Genomic DNA, 21,950 nt, shown 5'->3' on the forward strand with positions numbered 1-21,950 from the left:
AGGACGAAGCTCAAGCGAAGGCGCGGGAGAAATCTTGGTTTTGATGGGTTGGAACTTTCCTGTAACTGGCGGGTTAGATGGAAAGTTCCGCTTAAAACCAAGAATGTGCTGCTAAACAACTGAAAATGGTTCCAAAAACCGTAAATAAATGCTATTTTATGGATAGGACTTCTCTGTCTTTAGGGGTCGAGCTTTATAGCGTAGGATACGTATAAGGGGCAGATTGATAATCCGCTGACTCTTAATCTATACACGTATACTACAAATAATCCGTTACGCTGGGTTGACCCTTCAGGACATTATAATGCAGAACCAGAGCCTAATACTGATGGTTCTGTTACATGGCAACAAGAATTTGTGCATTGGTTCAAAGACAACTCAAACGTTAAGGAATATTTCCAAAATGTCCTAGATGCTAAAATTGATGAAACTTCTCAAGCGTATAATAATGCAAAGAGTACATTAAATACACTGTTTGCTGATGATACTTCAGACAATGATCGACTATTTGCTTTTATGCAGGTTCAAGTGCTACTTTACTCATTCGGTCCTGAATCTTCAGGTGTAAATGGTGGTTTTATGGTTCCCAAGCTTGTCAGACCGGAAGCCGCTGTAACTGGAAGTAAAAAACATGGAGTTAGTTGGAAGGAGGGGCCAGCTCGAGCAATAAATGAAGGAAAACCTCAAGGGCAATGGAACAAAGAAGATTTAGATTATGCTACAACGATGGCAAATACATTAAAATCTGGAGAAAGTGGATATTTTGATTTGCCGACTGGTTCAAAATCTATTGTTTACATGCCTGACGGGACTACTACTCCAGCTACAAAAATGTGGGTTAGAAATAATGGAACTGGAACGTGGCATGGGTATCCGATGCCCTGAAAAATTTAAGAGGAGGTAGGTAATAATGGATTTTTGGATCCAGACAAGTAGCCCTAATTGTACAGGAATTTTTGATGAAGATGACCAAAATCTGTCAAATGCTATTGAAACAATATTTCCCATGATGACAGAAAAAGCTATTATGGTTTGGAAAACCATATATATCCCGTTATGTTATAAGTATGATATTAGCTGTATGATAGATGATATTCTTGAGATTCTTGAAAAGCTTAGAAGCAGTCCATCCGGTGAGATATCCGTGAATTGGGCATCGAATACATTTGCTAATGTATGGCATATAAGGTGGCTGGAGGAGCAAGTGGAAATAACTTCTGAATGGGGATCTGTTTTAGGACATACTGAACAATTATTGGACTCAAAAGGAGCTATTTCTCTATCTAAACAGTCCTTTATATCAGAATGGAAAAGAGTTCTTTTCAATATAATTTCAGGTCTACAGGAATCAGGATATAATGAGAGTAATCTTCCTGATATGACACGGTTAAAAGTAGAGTATAATGCAATTCAGGGTGAAGGAATACTCTATAAGTAATATTGGAGACTTTATAGAAGACAGATAGCCACCTTGCGATTAACCATTGTAGGGTGGTTTTCTTTTTGTCTGCCGCTGTATCGCTAACAACACAAATAACCGCTCAGAGAGTATGGGAGTGTGCGTAGGCAACTATACAAGCTTGATAGCTGTCTTTGTCAAAACTTCAATGCGACTACCTCGTGTTGTGGTTTTATTTGCTAGCAAAAAACCAATTGTCAAAGAGCAACCGCTCTGTCATAATAAGAGATGCAGAGGCGAGTCGCCCGAGCAACTTAATAAACCAAACTTAAATCAAACTTAGAGCACTTGAATGATCCCCCTAAGGGTTATCTCAGGTGCTTTTTTGCGTCCCGATATAATTATATAGTCAAATAACTATTAAATTTTGCAACAACACGTGGGCGCAACCTACCATAAACCGATAGGAGAGGTGCGTAACATGAAAGTTGCAGTTTCAATGGACAAGGTCATGCTAGAGTTTGAGGGGGTTCGGCTGTCAGACTATTTACCTTGGAGCATACGGTTAACGACACAGTACAGGACTAAGCACATTAGGTATAAGAAGCTATATTGCTACCAAATGCACGTTAGACTGGACAAGGGTGTTTACCTGCATGTGTTTTTTAAGAACTTTAGAGAGGTAGCCAGCTATAAGGGGTATACGCTGCGGATTGAAACTCATCCCGAACATTATGCCAAGTTAACGGATTTACTAGAACCTATATGGAACGCGGCAGAGCAAGTGTATTTTGTTAGCGGCGATGTTGCTTTTGATGTGCCGCAAGTATTGGACAATGTACTTATCATTGCGAATCATGCGCGGCGGAGAATTAGACTGTATAAAGATACGCGGTATTTTGGCTTACCCCATCAGCGCAAATTACATGCCTATTGCCGAGCTTATAATAAACGGCAACAGCTGCTAACCCAAGGAATTGATTTAGGATATGATCTAACCCGAATTGAAATGGTGTATAAGCCAAGTATGAAAATACCGTTGAACGATTTGGTGGTGCACCCGCCTGAGTTTAACAAATATTACTTTGCCAAGGTACTTACCGACATGGGTGCATTAACCGCTAAAGAACGCGATCGGGTAAACAAATTACAAACTGGGGAAGAGCGATATACCCTACATGTAAGAAATAGAATAAAAGAATCACTTGTTAGCCAGTATGAGTTGAATTTTAACCAGCTAGCAAGTGAACATTGGGCAACAATAGTAAACGAAAACAAGTTAATTGGATAATAGCAGACAAACGACAAGCGAGCGTATTAATGTTTGAACGTAACAGGAAGGGCTATTTACGTTTCGTCTCTTTTCTAACCGCAGAACCCAAAATCGTGAGCGAGACGTTTGGTAAGGGGAAACTATGACAACAGCCTTTTTAAAAACAAACCTCATGTCATAGTTTTGAAAACGACACCTCATGTCGCAGTTTTGAAAAGCAGCATTTAACCGTTGGATTGTTCAATAACCAATACTTCCCCTATTTCAACTTGTAGCACGTTACAAATAGTAGCTAGTGTGTGCAAGTAAATGCGGCTAACATTATCGCGGCATAGCGAATTAATAGTGGCGGGTCGAAAGCCTGTTAATTCAGCTAGTTGTCGTTGCGATATTTGCTTAGAATGTAGTACATCGCGCAAGCGAACACGTATGGTAAGCATAACGTAACCTCCCCTCAGGCGTATTGTGTTTCTAGTTTAAACTGGGAATAAATGGTTGTAAATATGTTAAGAGGATTATATAGTAAAGTTACTTTTTACCGTAACAGGTATTCCAAATACTGTAACGAGGTGGTGAAACCATGGGAAAGAAAGTGGTTGGTTATGTGCGTGTCAGCACCATGGGACAGGTAAAGGATGGGTACAGCTTAACGTACCAAGTCGAGGAAATACGGCAATATTGCGAACAGAACTACCTTGAACTGGTACACATTTATGAGGATCGCGGCATTAGCGGGGCTAAAGTAGATGAGGATGGTTTAACTGTTGAACGTGAAGGACTGCAAACGATGTTGGCAGACTTAAAACACGACCCAATCAATTACGTTGTTGTACTGAATACCTCCCGGTTATGGCGTTCCGATATGGCTAAAGTGTTGGTACATCGGGATTTAAAGCGTTACAAAGTGGATGTACGGGCAATTGAACAGCCCAATTACAGCATATTTGCACATGACCCCAATGATTTTTTGGTAAACGGCATGTTGGAGCTGCTAGATCAGTACCAACGACTAGAGATAACATGCAAGTTAAGTCGAGGGAGGAGGAAGAAAGCGGAGCAGGGTGGTTATGCTGGCGGTGGTATTGCCTACGGTTACACCATGCATAAGGGGAGTAAGGCGCCGGAGGTTAACGAGAACCAAGCTATTACGGTTAAAAGGGTATTTGAATTACGGCAACAATACCCAACATGGTCACTTACACAACTAGCAGCAGAACTTAACGCAGACGGTTATACCACAAAGCAGTGCAAACCGTTTAGCAAAGTACAGGTAAAACGGATTTTAGACCGCGAGAGCCTATATAAAGGCATGGTGAAATACGGCAATGTTGTAGCTTTAGGACAGCACCAAGCGATTATTTGAAAATAATATTTATCGCACTTAAATAATTGACTCGTTTTGATATATATTAGTCGAACGTTGAAATAGGGTAAGTGATTGCTAACGTATCTTTGCGGCTTGGACCGCTCGAAACTGAGGATGCAACCTTGCCCTTAACGTATCCAAGATAGGGGTGATTTCTGTTTGAAGGAGCAGCTAAAGTATTTGTTCATTGGCGTAGACTTGCATAAGCAGCACCATACGGCTGTCATTATTAACTTTTGGAATGAGAAGTTAGGGGAAATCCGAATTGGCAACAAACCTACCGCCTTTCCCGAACTGCTTATTGAGGTAAAGAAGCATATGAAAAGAGGGATGACCCCTATCTATGGATTGGAAGATACAGGGGGGTATGGACGAGCACTAGCGGTGTTTTTGAAGGAAAACAAGCAAGTTGTAAAAGAAGTAAACCCCGCTTTAGCCAATAACCGCCGAAAAAGCCATGCCATCATTGAGAAGTCGGATAGCTGGGACGCGGAGTGTGTAGCCAGAGTGCTGAAGGACGAACTGCACCACCTGCCCGATGCCAATCCCATGGATATTTACTGGGCAATTAGCCAGCTTGTTACGACAAGGCGGGGACTGGTAAAGGACTTGTACTCTCATGTTAGGAAGCTGCACCAACAGCTAGGGTACCACTATCCAAGCTACGGCAAGTTTTTTTCCGAGATTGATGGGAAAACGGCACTGGCCTTTTGGGAGAACTTCCCCGCCCCGCACCATTTGAGGGAGTTCAATAACGAGCAACTGGCTAAGTTTTTACGAACATACAGTAATAACGGACTTTCTACGAAGAAGGCGGCTGAAATCCTGCGACATATCCAAGGGGACGGGGAAACGCATAGGGAGTTCCAAGAAAGGCGGGATTTTATTGTGCAAAGTATGGTTCGTACGATCAGTTTCAACAAAGAGGAGATTGCACGCGTAGATGGACAGTTGCAAGATGTTATGGGGCGGCTTAACTTAAAACTTGAGTCTATGACGGGAATAGACCATGTAACGGCGGCTTATTTTACCGCTGAAATCGGTAGTGTTAACCGTTTTGCAAGTGCTGACAAAATGGCTAGGTTTGCAGGTATTGCCCCTATCATAGTGGGTTCGGGAAACACGCATAAAATCCGGAAAAACAAGCTTGGAGATCGGGATTTACATGACCTATTCGAGCAGTTAGCGGTAAGGCAAATTGCTGTCACAAGGGGCAAAAAGGAGCCACGTAACCCGTACTTCTACAACTACTATCAAGAGCGGTTAGCAGCTGGTAAGACGAAGAAACAGGCTATCATATGCATCATGCGTAAGCTAGTCAACATTATTTATCGTATGATGAAGGAAGGCACAGAATACAAGGCACCTACTCTCCCGATAAAGGTGGCGGGGTGATATAATGGGCGGTAGATTCCGCCCTTTTTCCTCCAAATAGGCCGCTTTATTAACTAGGATACCAATGAAGGGCAGATTGATAATCCTCTGAGTTTGAATCTTTATACGTATGTGATGAATAATCCACTGAAATACAAAGACCCAAGTGGGCATGCTGCCCAATCTGATTTGTATATATCACCAGGAGGTGGTGGGGCATCAGTTAGTGGTCAAGGCTTAGTAACCGGAATATTAGTAATTCTTGGTATTATTGCAACACCTATTATCCAAGACGAACCAACAGTGATCACTACACCTTTTCAAGACCAGCAACCAACAGTGTTAGATCAGCAATTCGAAGATGATGAAATAATTGTAATAACAACGCCAATTATAAACCAGAAGCCTACAGTTATTACTCAACCAATAATTAATGAAGCAGGAAGTATCATTACATTCAAAGAAGTGAATGGTTTTGAAGCAAAAATAAAGGCTGGTCAGCAAGAAAAACACATAGTTGGTGCCCCTAATTATAATCAGGAACTAGCAAACGGTAAGGTGAAAAGTAAATTTAATGGTACACTTTCTGAAGCACAGAAATTATTAGATGCTTATGCTGGCTCAGGAGTATGGATTGGAACTAATAAAGAGAGAGTGGATTTTGGAGACATAATCGGTGAGTATTATGACCCTCAATCTCAGACGTATACTGATACCTCTAAAGGTATTATTCACTATGGAAAAGATGGCGCACACATTGTACCTGCTCGACCACAATAAGGAGGTAGTCAAATTGGATGCGTTATTAAAGCTACTTAGCAGTTACCCTAATGGCACTGAACTTTATCTGGAATGGAATACAGGACTGAAATTATCTGGAATAATTGATACAATTTATGAAACGACAAATGATGATGGTGAAGATTTTTATGCTTGTGCATTTATGATAGTGACTATTGCAGGAGAAAAGCAACTGATTTCTGGAATGTTATATGAAGTTTCTAGCCAAGATCCGCCAAATATTATTAAAGACAAGTTTGGCAATATTATTTGGAGTATCTAATCTGCTATAAGAGAGAAATCACTTTGCGATTTTTGCAGGGTGGTTTCTTTTTGTCCGCCGCTGTATCGCTAACAACACAAATAACCACTCAAAGAGTATCAGCGACGGCTTACGAAACGGCTATTTGGTTAAACGAACGCTAGATCAAATGTTGGAAAAGTAACAATCTGTTCCAAAATTATGCAGTAAGGTATAATAGGTGGTGGTGATCGGATTCGTGGTCGCCCCCACCTTTTTAAATAGATTTCCAAGCTTTATTAATTAGGATACGTATGAGGGGCAGATCAACAACCCACTCTCACTGAACCTTTATACTTATGTGGAGAATAATCCTTTGATGTATACTGACCCGACAGGACACGATAAGTTTAAAGAAATTTCATTTGCAATAAGACGTCCATATGCTGCCTTGAAAATTGGAGTGGCGAATCCTGGAAAAGGAAAAACAGATATTACCAACGTATCAATAAGATTTTCTACTAATGACCTCGGTTTTCAGGAGAATGATGCACGAGAAGGTTCACAAGTCAATGCGTTCAGACATGCTTTGTGGCAAACAATGATAACTAAAGAATTAGGAAGAACGATAGCAGTTGAAGCCGGGTTTGTGCATGAAGAAGATGGATTTGCAATCAGCGGAAAAACAGATTTTAGCAACGCCACATTCACGACGTTATCTAAAGCCGATGAGTCAATTGATTTGTTGAATAACAAAATCGGCAGATATTTGGGGGAGAAGGCGAATAGTTCAAGAAAGGAAATGTCAATTTCAGTTTTGGATTATTACCACAATACTGGGCTTTGGGTTGTACAGCAACAGTCCGATGGAACATATAAAATTATTCAAGAAAAGCTATCAGACGAGCAATATGTTACAGCAAAAGCTAGGCTAGAACAGCTAGATGATGATGGCTTTTGTGAGGAGGATAGGTAAAATAAAAATGATTAAATCTCTGAACGGCATAAGTAGTTATTTCAAGATTTGTGTTATGTTGTTATTAGTAATACTGGCATCAGTGGGATGCTCCGCCAAATCTAATCTAACTGATAAAATTATCAAGGAAATAGATGGGGAATGTGGAGAAAATGGTACTTGTACAATATCAATTAAAGAAGTAACAGATTTCGAATGGGATAGAATGGTTATTTTTCAAATAGGTAGTTCCAAGTCTGAAATTAGTAAGGCTTTAGGAATTGAATATAGCGGCCCAACCGATATGATGACAGGAATGATTTTTGTAAAAGACAATAAGATTGTACATGAAGAAATAATACCTTACTATCCTGAAAAGCCTAGTAAATTGTGGATTGTTTTGGATAAAACCCCGAAAGAACCTAATTGCATAAGTTTTATGGTTGATAACGCAGTTTTAAAAGGAATTAAGAAAAAGGATGACAATCAATTTTATTATCGAATTACCAATGAAAAGGAATAAGAACCATTTTTGCCACCGTACCACTAACCATCGTAGGGTGGTTTTCTTTTGCCTGCCGCTGTATCGCTAACAACACAAATAACCGCTCAGAGAGTATGAGTGGGCGAAATAGCTATTTTACAAGAAGTGCGTTGCGACATAGACTATTATTGTAAGATATAAATTTTGTTCTTATAACATGCCGAATCGTATCTTATATTTTAGAATCTATACAACTCTAGGAGGAATGCCATTGTTCGATACCATAACCTTGAAAACTTATATCCATATTGCCCATGATTTACTTCATACCTACGATAATCAGCCAATAACTTACTACGATCACAACACAGGCTTTCATAAGTCCATATATAAAATCCATGACAAATACATACCGTACATCGTATACAGAGAAATCAATCAACTACTTGAATTTCAAATCTCCATCCCTAAATTTCTCTACGGTAACAATGTTATCCTCCTGAAAGAGAGCGATATTCCTCTCTTCTTCCAAAGGTTGTATCAACGGTTACACGAATTATTTCACATTCACGTTAGAACGGAGGACTGGTACTTAAGTTGAATCGACGTTTGCTGGAATTTCCAAGTTTATGAGCAAGTGTCCGAATATGTTAAGCAGATTGAAAATTGGATTTTGCTCCTGCCACTTGGTATGAATATGCAAATAAAGCATCCAATGTTCTCGGTAACCGAATGCATATATGTATGATCGAAATACTGATTGGGACGGGTATCAGGATAAGCGAATTAGTCGGTATCAGGCTAAAAGATATAGACATGAACGAACGTAAAGGTTTATTGCATTTATTGCGGATACTTGGGAAAGGAAATGCCCAACGAACGCATCCTATGTAAAGCACTCACACGATACTTGGAAGTTAGGCTGGGAAGCGAATCGGAATACTTATTCATAGGGCAGCGCGGCGCATTTGAACGGAATGCAGTCAACTTGATATTGAATAAGTATGGTGGTGATCAGGTTCAAGTGAAGGTTACTCCGCATATGCTCAGGTATACTCTTGGGTATAGGTTGGTTAAAACGAACCCATTGACCACTATTCAGCAGATACTGGGACATGACCATGTAAGCACGACGAATATCTAAACGTTGACAACCCAGCTGGATATGGAAATTGCATTGGCGAATATTGAGTGGTGATGAGCCACTCTTTTTGTCGTTGCTGGGAAGGGGGGCTTTTAACGGGGAAAAAGCAGCCGCCAGCAAGGGTGCAGAAATTTTTGAGGTATTTTACAGTGAAATAATAGGTATCTCTTTGACTGATTTGAAAATAATGTAATACTTTTGGTGGCATTCACTTTTTCTGTGTAAATATGGTTCTTTAGCGCTTGATAAAACATTCGGATTTTAATATTATGAAAAAGGAGTGTAAAATCACAGCTCGGTTGGTAGTCCGGGTGCACGATAAATGCCGTGTTAGTAGCCTTCCCCCCTCGGGATGTCCGTCACTCTAAGTTCATATGAGGGGGATTTCTGGATGAAGCTTACCATTTATTTCGAGGATCAGTGTAAATTTTGGATTGGGATTATTGAATCGGAAGAGAACAACGAACTAAGGGCGTGCCGCCATATATTTGGAAAAGAGCCCAAAGAAATGGAGATTCTGGAGTTCGTTAATCATCAAATGTTACCATTAATTAGTCGAACTAAACAAACGGTAGAAACCAAGTACAAAGAGGACAAGAGGATTAATCCTAAGCGTCTTGCAAGGCTCGTGACAACGGAAATACAACAGAGAGGCATGTCTACGTATGCACAGCAGGTCATCAAACTTGAACTAGAGAATCGAAAAAAAGAGACCAAGATATTATCCAGACAAGCGCAAGAAGAGTTGAAGGAAAAAAAGTATGAGATAAAAGTTCAAAAAGCTAAGCACAAGCACAAGGGAAGATGATAATTTAAGTGACCGTATGACTTGCGGTTGCTTTTTTGTTGTCTATTTTGATTACCACATAAGAAATATGAACAGAACATCAACTCTTGTGCAAGTGTTTGAACGATCACCTTACCACAGATTTGTCGAGAACCTTATCATCGCCCCACCTTTCTTTACTATTATCAAGTTTAGTTTTTGACTTCACTAGTGACCAACCTAAGTCTAGATCTTTTTCTATGAGCAATGAAGGATCAATATCAAAATCAGCTTGCCTACTCAATAATCAACTTATTTTTCCTGACTAAATAAACGAAGTAAAGGAGCAAAGGAATGCCTAGCGCGCAGGTAGCATCCCAGAAAATATAATAGCTGACAATGGAATTGAAATAAACGATATTCGTGGTTATTGCAAAGGCAAGTCCAAAGATTACAAACCCAGCCGGAACCGATAGGATTCGGTAGTCGCGAAGGTTGAGTAATTGGGAAGTGCCGAGCAGTAAAGCATAGAAGTCCAAGATGCACTTAAAATAGGTGGATATAATCCAATTGATCGCAAGGATGGCTTCAACCCGTTGGACGAAATTACCGATGTTGATTTTCTGTGCGGTCAGATAAGCAGCATAAAGTTCAATGGATGCCAAGTTGGGGCCGATGACTATAATGGTGAGCAGTATCGTTGAACTAATGGCAATACCGCCGAAAGTTACACCTAGTAGATAATCCCTTTGCGTATGATCTTTGGAGATCACTTGGGGAAAAATCATCAGAAACGTGCACAGCTCGCAAAATGTAAAGGTACTGCTGTATAAAGAGCCATGAATGATAGCCAGCATGCCTTCACCCATGAAGGGATGGAGCTTCTCAAATTTGACTTGGGGGATGAGCAAAATAAAGAGAGAAAAGAATAGTAGTAAATACAAAGGGAAGAAAGTTTCACTTGTTCGCGCAATCGTCTCCAACCCGCTTTTGACGCCCCAAACTAACAGGATGATCATCATAATATGAATGGCATGCAGTGGGGTTACGGTGAATATCTGCGTTTTCAAGAAGTCTCCTACTTCTCGGATCAAGATGGAGACAGAGGTGAGGAAATAATATAAATAGAAGATCGTGATGAAGCCACCTGCCCATTTGCCCAGCAAGACACGGTTATATTGAACAAGAGTTAGTTTTGGGAATAATCGGCTAAAGCGAAATAGGAGCCAGGCAATCGGCCATCCGACAAGAAATCCAGTGCCTCCAGATAGCCAAGCATCTTGTTTGGAAGCCGCGGCAGATAGGGAGGGAAGGATCAGCAGCATATCACCGATAATAAAATAGATAACAAGTATGGCTAACTGTTTGGTGCTTATGATTCTATTTTCCATCCTATTAACCATCCTTTACGTTCAGTGCGTGCTTCATCCACTCATTCAGCGGTTTGTACATGAGTTCAGGCAGTTTCATCAGACTGGGAAATTGGATTTCATTTAGTGCAAATACGCTAAGAATAGAGCCGATAATCAACATAATCGAATACGTGAATACATCTCTTCTGCGGGCTTGTCTAATTAATGCAGGGAGCTCGCATACAGCAGCTAGTATCGCCAACGTTGCCACGATGAGTATTGTATACAGCACGAGTTATTTCTCCTTCATTCTTTTTTCCACGGAGTTGGTGATCATTCCTATGTTACGGATATTAATGTTCGTTTGATATACGACTTTAAGATCAGCGAAATGGTTGTCCCAATCGTCTCCAATCGATTTCCATAATTTAGGGCTTGCTTCGTAAGTGGATTGACCAAAACCGAAGATATCGACTTTATACTTTTTTTGCATCACTTCAACTGATTTTTTCATCAAGGCTTCCAGATCATGTTCAGCTTCTTTTTGCAACCACTCAATCGTTTGAGGTTCATTTAAATTGATGTGGCAGGTTACTTCGCCAATATTCACATCCATTTTAATCGCCACCAGCATATGAGGGTCCTCTTGTTCCATGAAGCTTTTGACATCCGTATGCGAACGAAGTACCTCCAAAGAGATCATTTTACCATCGGGACAGTGAATAGTACCAACCGTGCTTTTTACTTGATTTTGGATGTAGTTATAGCCTTTGCCTTCATCTATAGTGAGCCAACCAACCAATTTATCATTTTTAAAAGCGGCCAATCCGGAATATCGCAACTTGACAGGTTGATCAATATCCTCAACTTTGTTCTCAGCAAGGCCATGTTCAACAATCGAAATGCCGGGCAATACCGGATTCATACCTTTGGTCATCAATTGGTCAATTAAGATATCGACGGTAACTTTCGTGATCGGAGCCCACACTTTGGACGAAGTGTCAAGGGAATGAAATAAGGCTTCTGCTGGAATATTGTCCAGTGGCGTCAAGATTTTGAGAATGTTTTCGGCAGAAGTCTTTCTCGCAACCATAACGTAATAATCAACTCGAGTTTCCGGATTTCGGACTAGAAGGTCCAGAACCTTGGCTATTCCTTCCTGGGCAATGGCTTCACTCAAAATTAATACTCGTATGTGCGCCGTATAAATTTTTCGTGGACTCGTTTCAGTCAGTTTGCGGAAGGCCTCAAATAAGGTAGGGGCAGTTGCTTGATATAAGGTTACAGGGGCGCCATATTTTCTTGCCCGGGTACCTACTTCACCTGGAACGACAACTTGTACAGTGAGTTGGTATTGACTACCTATTTTATCGATAGCAACCCCCGCAAGAATGCCTAGTTCATTCAATTCACGCCGATCCCAACAACTGGTCAACACCATGATAAGTAATATGCCGACTACAAGCCCCCTTGGTATTCGTATCATAGGCCTTCACCTCTGAAATCTGCGTTATTTGTGTTTAGGTGCATGCTGACGAACTTTATCTTTTTGATTAAATAGTCTAGGGCGGGTAATCATTCGTGGCCATGCCAAGCGGAACAAAGTATCTTTCTGATCTTCAAAAACAATCGGAGCCAGCGGGCTCATATAAGGAATTCCGAAGGAGCGGAGACTGTTGAGATGAAGCGCCAGTATAATAATCCCGGAGAGAATTCCAAATAAACCAAAAGAAGCGGCTAAGCCCATTAATACAAAACGAATCATGCGTACAGAAATGGACATGGCATTCGCAGGGATTACATAACTTGAGATGGCTGTGATAGAAACGATGATCACCACAGCGGCTGATATAATCCCAGCTTCCACGGCAGATTGGCCAATGACGAGAGTGCCCACGATGGATACAGCTTGACCGACGGTTCGTGGCATTCGAATGCCTGCTTCACGTAATATTTCATAAATAATTTCCATCAACAAAGCTTCGATAAAAGCGGGGAAGGGTACACCTTCCCGTTGCGCAGCTAGATTCAATAGAAGATTGGTCGGCAGCATCTCTTGATGGTAGGTTGTAATCGCAATGTACATGGACGGAACGAGCAGTACGATCAAGAATGACAAGTAACGAATCACGCGTATTAATGTACTGATGTCGGCCCGTTGATAATAATCTTCAGAGGTTTGCATGAAATGAACGAATAACGCCGGGACGAGCAATACGAAGGGGGTCCCATCGATCAAGATAGCAATTCTACCTTCTAACAGACCTGCGGCGATCGTGTCCGGTCGCTCCGTGTTATACACGGTAGGAAAAGGGGTGAACGACTTATCTTGAATAAACTCTTCGATGTAGCCGCTTTCCAATATGCCGTCTATATTAATTTGGCTCAGGCGGTGTCGAGCTTCTCGGATAATATGATCATCCGCAATTTGGCTTATATACATAATCGCGACGCTTGTTTTCGTAACTTCGCCAATTTCATGCACTTCCAGCCATAAGTGCGGATTTTTGATTCTGCGGCGAATCAATGAAATATTCGTTTTGATATTTTCAGTGAAAGCATCCATCGGACCGCGAATACTCGGTTGAGATGTCGGTTCACTGATAGATCTCTCTTCGCGCCCAGTAACGCCGATCCGCAGCCCCTCTGCATAACCGTCCATCAACAGGATGGCGTCACCTGACAGAAGATGGGTAAGTAGCGAGCTCAGCTCTTGAATAGAGCCAATGTCGCCTACGGAAAGGGTTTGTTCTTTGAGGTAAGCGAGCGGGTTGTCTTCATCAATGAGATCGAACTCGGTGTTCAATTTTTTGAGATCAATTAGCGAGCCGATGATATCAGATTGAATCATTTCAATGTCGGTTAAACCATTCATATAAAACAAGGCGATCTGCCATTCATTGATCAAAACCATGTGTCTTATTATAAGATCTGGACTGCCTCCCAAGGCATTGTGAATCGTTTGAATATTCATGTCTAGGTCGATATCCAAGCAATCATGCGTAATCGAAATTGGTTGAATGGGAGCACAACTCCTATTTCCAGAAATTTATTATGGTTATATTGACCAATTGGAGGCAGAAACATACATGTATGTTTCTTGTTTCTTTATTCCCAAGAGAGAATCGTGGACACCAGCTAGAGAAAAGTGATATCCTGTTTTTGGTAGAATATTGTCGAACTGCCCCGTTAAATGGCTCAACAGTTCATAGATACATGAGGAGATGAGGCATGGACACGAAACAATGGATGTCGGTAACGCTTTTTATCGCAACAGCTCTGATGCTGTTCATCTCCTTCCTGTCTTATCGGAAACGTCATCTGCCTGTTGCCAAAACGATGATTTTTATTATGCTGGCAGCGGCTTGCTATGCGTTTGGTTATGCTTTTGAAGTGTTGAGCGGAAACCTGAAAGAAGTGAAGTTGTCTCTTCAAATCGAATATTTGGGCATTCCATTCGTGACCACGCTTTGGCTTTTTCAAGTCATTCAGTTTACGGGGACTGCCTCACGTTACCGCAAGCAGCTCGCAATTGCGCTATTCCTTATTCCCATAACCGTCTTTGTCCTGCATGCAACGAATGAATGGCATCATCTCATCTATAAGCGCTATGTGTTGAATGTGGAATCTTCGATTCCTTTGTATACGACAGTCAAAGGGCCTTGGTATGAAGTGCATACCATCTATAATTATTCTGCTTTACTGTATGGGATACTGCTGTTTATTCCTATGTATTGGAAAGCTTTGCCGATTGTGCGCAAACAGATTTTGGTTCTTCTTTTGGGCGCGATTGCCCCGATGTTGTTCAATATGTTCTTCTGGTTCGGGGTGACCGTCGATTTGACGCCGTTCGGCTTTGCTGTTTCGGGAGTTGCTTATGTGTGGGGAATTCTTCGGTTTAATTTGCTCCGCTTAACACCGCTTGCTTATGCCAAAGTGTTCGAAACGATCCGTGACGGCGTCATCTTGTTCGATTATGAGGATCAAATCATCAGTTACAATAGAGCAGCGGAAAAAGTTTTTCCCGAGCTCGGCTTGACGAAACGCTATCCTGCCGATATGGCGATGGTTCTGTCAGCCAGCCCGGTTCTGATCCAACATATTCGTGCCGCTAGCGACGGGGACGACCGTTTCCCATTTCACCGAATGTACGCAAACCGAACCCGGCATTACAGTTGTAGTTTGTCGCTCATTTACGAATCCAGTACAGTCTTAATCGGTAAGATATTAATGTTTAACGATATTACGCAGATGAAGGAAAGCGAGGACCGGCTCAGGGAGAACGCCAGGCAGTTATCCGACCTGAACGCTTTCAAGGACAAGTTGTTTACCGTCGTGGCGCATGATATTCGCGATCCGATCGCTCTGCTCGTCAGCTTGACTGAGCTGCTTGGCGACGAACTCACAGCGTCAGACTTTGAGCATGCCGAGTTAGTGCGGGAGCTGAAAGGGCAAGTGCAGAGTACATTCCATCTAGTCGAAAATTTGCTGGACTGGTATCGCAGCCAGGAAGGGAAAGTCGTGTTTCGTCCGCTAGGCTGGAATTTGCAGCAAGTCGTGAGACAAGCCTTGTTGCTTGCCGGTACGAAAGCGGGTATGAAACAAATTCGACTGACAGAGCATATAGACGAGAAGTTCGGAGTTAGAGCAGATAAAGAGATGCTGGATCTGATTCTGCGGAATCTGCTTTCCAACGCGATTAAGTTTACTGGCATCGGTGGCAAGATTGAGATCGAAGCCAGGTTGGAAGGTAAAATGGTTATCGTGTCCGTAAGCGACAATGGCGTGGGGATCGATGAACAGACCATGGAATTGCTGCTTAAGGAGGAACCGTTCCTAAAGGTTATGGTGAATGGGGGAGACTCGGGGGACACAAGGTTCGGACTGGCTCTGACGCGGGAATTCGTCCGCATCCACGGCGGCAGCCTCTGGTTCAAGAGCCAGCCAGGCATCGGCACGACCTTCTCATTCAGCTTGCCTGCAACGGCAGGCAGGATGGATGCATTCGACGATGGAGGATTGGAGGAAGACGGATATGAAAGTGATTATGGTGGATGACGAGCCGACAATGCATTTGATACTGCGCAAAATGCTAGCCAAGCTGCCGGATGTGCACGTAGCGGCTGCGTTCACGAACACGAAGTCCGCAGCCTCCTTTCTGAGCGAGAATGCGGATATCAACCTTGCATTCGTAGACATTTCTATGCCGGGGGGGAATGGCATGGAGTTTGCCGCGGAGATCGAGCTTGCGGAATCTCATGTGCAAATCATCTTCATCACCTCGCATAAGGAGTATGCCTTGAAAGCTTACGAACTGTCCGTACTGGATTATTTGGTCAAGCCTGTAACCCAAGAGCGGCTGGAGCGGGCCGTCAATCGTGCGCGGCTGAACCAGAGAAGCGTTCTCTCTCCGTTACTTTCAACTGCCGCACCGATGAATCCGGGAAAGGTCGTTCTTAAGATGCTGGGGGACGTCGTCGTGAGCAATGAAGCGGTCCGCGTGAAATGGATCTCGCGGAAGTGCGCGGAGCTGTTCGCGTATTTGCAGCTGAACCATGGCAAACGGATTCCCCGCTCGAGACTGGTTACGGATATTTTCGGAGGAATGCATCAATCGAAGGCAGAGAGCTATCTGAATACGACGGTCTATCAATTGCGCAAGTCCCTGGAACTAATTGGCTTGCGCGAGGTCGTACGATCAGAGAACGATGGCTATGCGTTGGAATTAAAGGATCCTATGATCGATTATATAGAGTTTGAGAAGCAAGTGGAGGAACTACAGGTCATTGATATAGGCAATATAGAGAGAGCGCTGCAAATTGAACGTCTGTATACGGGCGAGTTGTTTGGGGATAAGGCATATGTGTGGGCGATTCATGAAACGGAGCATTATGTAGAATTGTACGCATCATTCGTCAAGCGGTTAGCCGCTGTGCTAATTTCATTAAAGGATACGGCCTCGGCGTCGAGGTTGCTCCTCAAGCTCAACGAGCGCAATCCGTTGGACGAATCCGTTATTCACCTCCTAATGAGGATCCGGGAAATGACCGGAGACAAAAAAGGACTGACGGCTCTATACACGGATTATGTTCGACTGCTCAGCCGAGAGCTTGGCATCCGCCCATCCGAGGATTTGATTCATCTCTATGATCGGTTGGTAAGCCGATTCTCAGATAGAAAATGACCGCAGGCATAGCTTGCGGTTTTTTGGTCTCGCAGTGTGAAAAGGAACTACGATCCGCTAATTGGCGGGAATCGGTGTAAAAGCAGCATGAAAGGGAACTGAGGTACGTTATTTTAGTGGAAGATGCTGATTACGACGGGCAATCGGTGATATAGCGGATCGTAGTTCCCTTTGGAGTGGAATATGGCGGTTTTCAGCCATATAGCGGATTCTAGTTCCCTTTGGGCATTGCGATGACACAGAGCGCAGTGTGAAAGGAACTACGATCCGCTAATTGATAGGAACCGGGGTAAAAGCAGGGCGTTCTTTTCCCTTCAAGTTCCTATAGGCAGATGAATGGCATTGAAGTATCATTTACTTAGGGTGATAGCCGATGTTCATTTCTCCTATGTTGCTGCAAGAAGCGAAGGATAACAAAGCTTTTCGCAGTAAAAACTATATTGCGGAACTTAAATTAGATGGTATGCGGTGTATTGTTTCCAATATGGATCGACTGTATGTGTATACGAAGCAAAGTGACTTGATTACCCACAAATTTCCAGAGTTACATAATTGTCCTTTACCAGAGGGAACCGTGCTCGACGGGGAATTGGTTGTTTTGGATGATCAAGGCAGATCGGATTATGAAGCCATGACAGCGAGATTTTACGCTAGAAAAAATAAAACGCCAGTGATATTCTATGCTTTTGACATCTTGAGATACAAAGGAATTGACGTGACCGCCCTTCCCTTGCTCAAGCGCAAAGAACTGCTCGATCAGGCATTCGTTGAAAATGAGAGCTATCGGAAGGTTAGTGTGCATGAGGGGAACGCCGTTGATTATTTTGAACAGATCCGACGTGAAGGGCTGGAAGGCATCGTGATGAAGTCCAGGAAGGACAATTCCCGATATCAGACTCGCAAGCGTTCCAAACAGTGGCAAAAAGTGATTAACTGGACTTACGCCGATGTCTATATTTCAGGTTACAGGAAAAATGAATTTGCTTTGCTGGCTTCTATCGATTCAGCGAATGGGTCCAAAATTCCGGCCGGCGTGATTGAGATGGGGGTCACCGCGCTTCACAAAGAAACGCTAGAGCGGGTGAAACATCGCCTGGTGTTCAAAGAGGATCAGAATTTCGCTTATATGGAACCGCTGCTCATGGCGAGGATCAAGACTAGAAACTGGACGAAAAGCGGAAAGCTGCGTTCGCCAGTGTTTATGGAATTTGTTGTTTGAAAAAAAGACTGGATCTCCTTGGATAAGGTGGATTCAGTCTTTTCGTTATCATGTATCGTCTAATGTAGATTTGGAATTAGCGTCTTATTCCGCCGGAGAGCTGTTGTTCCGCAATCTGAACCAGTCTTCTCGTAATATGGCCGCCGATTGCTCCGGTGTCCCGAGTCGCCATGTTGCCATAGTAGCCGTCCTGCGGAATTTGGATACCTAATTCTTGCGCAACTTCATACTTCATTTGATCAAGAGCGGCTCTTGCTTGTTGCACCACTAAGGTATTGCTGCTTCTATTTCTTGCCACTGGGAATCACTCCTTTATTAGGTTAGGAGTATTTTGTGGATTATTTGGATTTTTATTCATTCATCGTCCAAAGATTTCAAGATCAAAGCCAAATCTATATGAATATGTTGACAGGACAAGTGTATGTCGAATAGTTCTTCCCAACCTTTATCGATCTCGGCAATCATCTGGTCAATATCGCCGCTAGTGATCTTTCTTTCCTCTGTATGAGCTAGCATGGGAGTCCTCCTCAATCATGAATCCTATATTTCTTTCCTATAGAATTCGCTTTTGGATCCTGGTATGAGGGTGTGGGCAGCAATTATGAACTTTTTTTGCGAATAGAGGGAAAGCGGATCATCACTTCTGTACCGACATTTTTTTGACTGCTGAAGCGGATCGTGCCTTTCATAGCTTCAATGATTCGGAAGGTGACCATGAGACCTAGCCCAGTTCCTTTTACTTTCGTTGTAAAATAGGGCTCCCCCAGCTTAGATAATTGAGCAGGTTCAATTCCGCTCCCATTATCTTTAATGAGGATAATAACCTCATCCTGCTCTTCATAGGCCTTGATATGAATCTGTCCATCCTTTTGAAAAGCTTCAATGCTATTTTTGATGATATTAATCAACGCTTGCTTTAATTTGGGAGAATTCCCCTGCATGAATAAATCACGGGGGATATGAAGATACACGTTGCCGCCGTGTGAAGTGGCTAAGGGAACGATGATGCCTTCAATTTGTTTCAATTCTTTGGATATATTAAGTTCGGTAAACTCCTCTTCCTGCGGTTTGGCAAAAGTTAAAAAATCAGTAATGATATCGGAAGCTCGATCCAACTCCCCGATAGCGATGCTAATATGGCTTTTGTTCTTCTCATTCGAGCTTTCTGCGACCAACTGTAAAAAGCCGCGGGTAACTTGAAGCGGATTTCTTACTTCATGAGCGACAGAGGCGGTAAGCGAGCTTATCATTTCCATTTTTTCTGACACCTGTACATGTTGGTTATAAAATTCAAGTTCTTTGGAGTAATTCATCAGCAAATCTTGAGAGGCTGCTAGTCTTCTTCCCAATATGACGATTAGTGTGCTGTTGAATCCGAGAATTCCCCATTTCCATAAAAAGAGCTGATGCGTCTGCGAACTGAGATAGTACCAAGTAAGATCGATCGTTGCTAACAAGGCGAACAGGGCAAAACCAATTGAAAATATGACGGCATCTTTATTTCCTCTTTTCGCAAAGAGCACTGAAAGAGTGATCAATAAGACAAATTGTATAATCATGATGAAGCCTAAGACGGTTGATGTCATAAAGTAATAAGCATTATTATACTTATAATCACTTAATCGATTAATAATCATGAACAGCAGATAAAAAACGGAATAAATAATTTGGAATTTCCGAAAACTTCGAAAGCGATGAAGTTGACCATTTTCGAAAACTTTTTCGAAGTAGTAACTTAGCGTAGGTAGGAATACAGCCAGAGCAATGTCGAACATATCGGAAAAAATAGCTCCGAATTGGGCAAAATAAATATAAGTCAGCGGTGTATTCGTAATAAAAATAACGCCCATGGTAATAAAAATAAGACTTAGCGAAATCCAGCTTGCGATTTGAATTCGCTTCAAATAAATGGCGCAAATGAACATAATGAAAGCAATAAAAATAAACGAACAGCCTATAATGACACTGACTAAGTCCTGCTTCAGAAATTGCCGCATTAACTGAGCATGATTGCCAAGTTGAATGTCAGAGTTGATGCCCAGGCGATCAAGCGTAGTTTCCAGTTTGAGATAAATACTCTTCCCGGCATCTTCTTTGTTAACAGGGATTAATATACGTTGTACATCATAAGGAAATTCGTAATTTACCTCTTGTACAAGTTCCTTGCCTAAATAAACCATCATATGTTGAGCGTATATTTCGTTTATTAGAATACTGTATTGACCGGGTAATTGGGAAGGTAAGTCCACTTTGGCCCAAGCGGTTGAGATCTCTTTGGGTTTCTGAGGAAACGCGCGATAGTCTGGGATACGGAGCCAGTCGGAATGATTCGTCTTCAATATGCTATCAATGGAATTTGGTTCATTCCCCCATATCAAGTTCCATTCGGTGATAATTTCTTTCTCACCCTGACTTTGAGCCTGCAGCTGGGATGAACTGAAACCGAATCCAATGATTATCATAAGCACTGCGATCCAAAGCGTTCTATGTATGAATGTCATGAAACGGAAATCACCCCTCCCAGTAATATTAATCCTCTAATTTCTACAAAATTCGACGTATTCCTGCTTTGTGAACCTTTCCTTTTTTTGAATATTTTTGAGAATGTTCTACAATCGTGACAAATCTTAATTGACTCTAAGCTACATCGTTATATAATGCAAGTGTGAATGTCATTTTTTACAATCTGCTTGGCTGAAAGACATTTTAGCGGGGGGGAAACCGTCATCAAAGCAAAAGACATTATGGTTCGTCAAGTTTACAAAGTGAAGGAATCCGATCCTGTGCGTGTCGTGATTGAGAAATTCATTGAACACAGAATCAGCGGATTACCTGTCGTTAATGACCGCAATGAAGTAGTCGCTTATATCAGCGATGGCGATATTATGCGTTACATCGGTAAGCACGATGATCATGTTTTCGCTTCCTATTATTACACAGCCGTGTTCAAAGGTGATAATGAAGAATTCCATGAAAGAGTTCACAGTCTGCTTCCTTTAAATGTTATGAAAATGGCCAGGAAAAAGGTCATTGCTGTTGACGCGGAAGAGGACATTGAGCAAATTGCGGCTATTCTGGGTAAAAAAAGAATAAAAAAACTGCCCGTCCTGCGCAGAGGCGTTCTAGTCGGCATCATCAGTCGAGGCGATGTAATCAGGCACTCTTTTCAGTTCATTTTATAACGGGGAACTACAGGGCCTGAAGTTCCCTTAATGGAATTTTGTCGCTTGTAAGGTGCTCATCTCATAAGGCGGAAACGCAAAGCTCGCTTCGCCTCAGGCGGGGCTTTCGATCAGTTCGGTATAGTCTTGAAGAATGAAGAGATATGTCCATCCTAAGGTTGCCCAGCGGGCAGCCTTTTTGGTTTAAGCATTTTGGGGATAAGTGGGCTTAATTAAGGTTTTTCGAAGAAA

General features: G+C 42.3%; 23 protein-coding genes and 2 pseudogenes. 17 read left to right on the top strand and 8 right to left on the bottom strand.

Annotated features, from left to right (window positions below; genetic code table 11):
- Window positions 1–357 precede the first annotated feature (357 nt).
- The 3 genes from LOZ80_RS00005 (at window position 358) to LOZ80_RS00015 (ending at window position 2,690) form a co-directional block, all read left to right on the top strand.
- The gene (locus LOZ80_RS00005; RefSeq protein WP_238169518.1) at window positions 358–885 is read left to right on the top strand and encodes a hypothetical protein; all 528 of its coding nucleotides are present in this window, start codon (window positions 358–360) and stop codon (window positions 883–885) included.
- Between the two features lie 25 nt (window positions 886–910).
- Window positions 911–1,438 carry a hypothetical protein gene (locus tag LOZ80_RS00010; protein WP_238169519.1) on the top strand — a complete coding sequence of 176 codons (528 nt, stop codon included), beginning with the start codon at window positions 911–913 and terminating at the stop codon, window positions 1,436–1,438.
- Between the two features lie 442 nt (window positions 1,439–1,880).
- Window positions 1,881–2,690 carry a replication initiation protein gene (locus LOZ80_RS00015; protein WP_238169520.1) on the top strand — a complete coding sequence of 270 codons (810 nt, stop codon included), beginning with the start codon at window positions 1,881–1,883 and terminating at the stop codon, window positions 2,688–2,690.
- A gap of 206 nt (window positions 2,691–2,896) precedes the next feature.
- Here LOZ80_RS00015 and LOZ80_RS00020 read toward each other — a convergent pair whose 3' ends face one another.
- Window positions 2,897–3,112 carry a helix-turn-helix domain-containing protein gene (locus LOZ80_RS00020; RefSeq protein WP_238169521.1) on the bottom strand — a complete coding sequence of 72 codons (216 nt, stop codon included), beginning with the start codon at window positions 3,110–3,112 and terminating at the stop codon, window positions 2,897–2,899.
- A 140-nt stretch (window positions 3,113–3,252) separates the two neighbouring features.
- On the opposite strand from LOZ80_RS00020, the gene LOZ80_RS00025 reads away from it, so the two are divergent.
- From LOZ80_RS00025 to LOZ80_RS00065, 10 genes and pseudogenes are all read left to right on the top strand, one after another.
- Window positions 3,253–4,035 carry a recombinase family protein gene (locus LOZ80_RS00025; protein WP_238169522.1) on the top strand — a complete coding sequence of 261 codons (783 nt, stop codon included), beginning with the start codon at window positions 3,253–3,255 and terminating at the stop codon, window positions 4,033–4,035.
- A gap of 162 nt (window positions 4,036–4,197) precedes the next feature.
- Window positions 4,198–5,433 carry an IS110 family RNA-guided transposase gene (locus LOZ80_RS00030; protein WP_238169523.1) on the top strand — a complete coding sequence of 412 codons (1,236 nt, stop codon included), beginning with the start codon at window positions 4,198–4,200 and terminating at the stop codon, window positions 5,431–5,433.
- A gap of 36 nt (window positions 5,434–5,469) precedes the next feature.
- Window positions 5,470–5,586: pseudogene (locus tag LOZ80_RS39340) on the top strand (RHS repeat-associated core domain-containing protein); the annotation flags it as partial.
- A gap of 15 nt (window positions 5,587–5,601) precedes the next feature.
- Window positions 5,602–6,192, top strand: coding sequence for a polymorphic toxin type 50 domain-containing protein (locus LOZ80_RS00035; RefSeq protein ID WP_443147098.1), 591 nt, complete (start codon window positions 5,602–5,604; stop codon window positions 6,190–6,192).
- 13 nt (window positions 6,193–6,205) lie between these two features.
- Complete coding sequence (locus LOZ80_RS00040) at window positions 6,206–6,475, top strand: hypothetical protein (RefSeq protein ID WP_238169525.1); 270 nt, start codon at window positions 6,206–6,208, stop codon at window positions 6,473–6,475.
- A gap of 337 nt (window positions 6,476–6,812) precedes the next feature.
- Window positions 6,813–7,409: a DUF6973 domain-containing protein gene (locus LOZ80_RS00045; RefSeq protein ID WP_443147099.1), complete on the top strand. Its 597-nt coding sequence runs from the start codon at window positions 6,813–6,815 to the stop codon at window positions 7,407–7,409.
- Between the two features lie 7 nt (window positions 7,410–7,416).
- The gene (locus LOZ80_RS00050) at window positions 7,417–7,911 is read left to right on the top strand and encodes a hypothetical protein (protein WP_238169527.1); all 495 of its coding nucleotides are present in this window, start codon (window positions 7,417–7,419) and stop codon (window positions 7,909–7,911) included.
- A 232-nt stretch (window positions 7,912–8,143) separates the two neighbouring features.
- Window positions 8,144–8,473 (top strand): hypothetical protein, encoded by a 330-nt coding sequence (locus LOZ80_RS00055; protein WP_238169528.1) that lies wholly within the window; start codon window positions 8,144–8,146, stop codon window positions 8,471–8,473.
- Window positions 8,474–8,616: 143 nt separating this feature from the next.
- A pseudogene (locus LOZ80_RS00060) lies at window positions 8,617–9,016 on the top strand (tyrosine-type recombinase/integrase).
- Window positions 9,017–9,407: 391 nt separating this feature from the next.
- Complete coding sequence (locus tag LOZ80_RS00065) at window positions 9,408–9,824, top strand: YjdF family protein (RefSeq protein WP_238169529.1); 417 nt, start codon at window positions 9,408–9,410, stop codon at window positions 9,822–9,824.
- 254 nt (window positions 9,825–10,078) lie between these two features.
- Here the strand turns inward: LOZ80_RS00065 and LOZ80_RS00070 are convergent, their stop codons facing one another.
- The 4 genes from LOZ80_RS00070 to LOZ80_RS00085 are packed head-to-tail and all read right to left on the bottom strand — an operon-like array spanning window position 10,079 to window position 14,108.
- Window positions 10,079–11,173, bottom strand: coding sequence for a GerAB/ArcD/ProY family transporter (locus LOZ80_RS00070; RefSeq protein ID WP_238169530.1), 1,095 nt, complete (start codon window positions 11,171–11,173; stop codon window positions 10,079–10,081).
- A 4-nt stretch (window positions 11,174–11,177) separates the two neighbouring features.
- The gene (locus LOZ80_RS00075; RefSeq protein WP_238169531.1) at window positions 11,178–11,426 is read right to left on the bottom strand and encodes a hypothetical protein; all 249 of its coding nucleotides are present in this window, start codon (window positions 11,424–11,426) and stop codon (window positions 11,178–11,180) included.
- Window positions 11,427–11,429: 3 nt separating this feature from the next.
- Entirely contained in the window at window positions 11,430–12,620 is a 1,191-nt protein-coding gene (locus LOZ80_RS00080; RefSeq protein WP_238169532.1) for a Ger(x)C family spore germination protein, read from the bottom strand.
- A 24-nt stretch (window positions 12,621–12,644) separates the two neighbouring features.
- On the bottom strand, window positions 12,645–14,108 hold the full coding sequence (locus LOZ80_RS00085; RefSeq protein ID WP_238169533.1) for a spore germination protein: 1,464 nt from the start codon (window positions 14,106–14,108) through the stop codon (window positions 12,645–12,647).
- Window positions 14,109–14,365: 257 nt separating this feature from the next.
- Here LOZ80_RS00085 and LOZ80_RS00090 point away from each other — a divergent pair, with 257 nt between their 5' ends.
- The 3 genes from LOZ80_RS00090 to LOZ80_RS00100 all read left to right on the top strand — a co-directional run bounded on the left by LOZ80_RS00090 (window position 14,366) and on the right by LOZ80_RS00100 (window position 18,537).
- Window positions 14,366–16,192 (top strand): sensor histidine kinase, encoded by a 1,827-nt coding sequence (locus tag LOZ80_RS00090; RefSeq protein ID WP_238169534.1) that lies wholly within the window; start codon window positions 14,366–14,368, stop codon window positions 16,190–16,192.
- Complete coding sequence (locus LOZ80_RS00095; protein ID WP_238169535.1) at window positions 16,170–17,318, top strand: response regulator; 1,149 nt, start codon at window positions 16,170–16,172, stop codon at window positions 17,316–17,318. The genes LOZ80_RS00090 and LOZ80_RS00095 overlap by 23 nt, the downstream gene beginning before the upstream one ends.
- 373 nt (window positions 17,319–17,691) lie before the next feature.
- Entirely contained in the window at window positions 17,692–18,537 is an 846-nt protein-coding gene (locus tag LOZ80_RS00100; protein WP_238169536.1) for an ATP-dependent DNA ligase, read from the top strand.
- Window positions 18,538–18,613: 76 nt separating this feature from the next.
- Here LOZ80_RS00100 and LOZ80_RS00105 read toward each other — a convergent pair whose 3' ends face one another.
- The 3 genes from LOZ80_RS00105 to LOZ80_RS00115 form a co-directional block, all read right to left on the bottom strand.
- A complete protein-coding gene (locus tag LOZ80_RS00105) occupies window positions 18,614–18,835 on the bottom strand; it encodes an alpha/beta-type small acid-soluble spore protein (RefSeq protein WP_238169537.1) in 222 nt (73 codons plus the stop codon).
- 56 nt (window positions 18,836–18,891) lie between these two features.
- Window positions 18,892–19,053, bottom strand: coding sequence for a hypothetical protein (locus tag LOZ80_RS00110; protein WP_238169538.1), 162 nt, complete (start codon window positions 19,051–19,053; stop codon window positions 18,892–18,894).
- Window positions 19,054–19,136: 83 nt separating this feature from the next.
- Window positions 19,137–21,038: a sensor histidine kinase gene (locus LOZ80_RS00115; RefSeq protein WP_238169539.1), complete on the bottom strand. Its 1,902-nt coding sequence runs from the start codon at window positions 21,036–21,038 to the stop codon at window positions 19,137–19,139.
- 225 nt (window positions 21,039–21,263) lie between these two features.
- Between LOZ80_RS00115 and LOZ80_RS00120 the strand changes: the two genes are divergently transcribed.
- A complete protein-coding gene (locus LOZ80_RS00120) occupies window positions 21,264–21,719 on the top strand; it encodes a CBS domain-containing protein (protein ID WP_189011798.1) in 456 nt (151 codons plus the stop codon).
- Window positions 21,720–21,950: the final 231 nt, after the last annotated feature.

This window comes from Paenibacillus sp. HWE-109 (genome assembly GCF_022163125.1).
In the GTDB taxonomy this organism is placed as follows: Bacteria; Bacillota; Bacilli; order Paenibacillales; family NBRC-103111; genus Paenibacillus_E.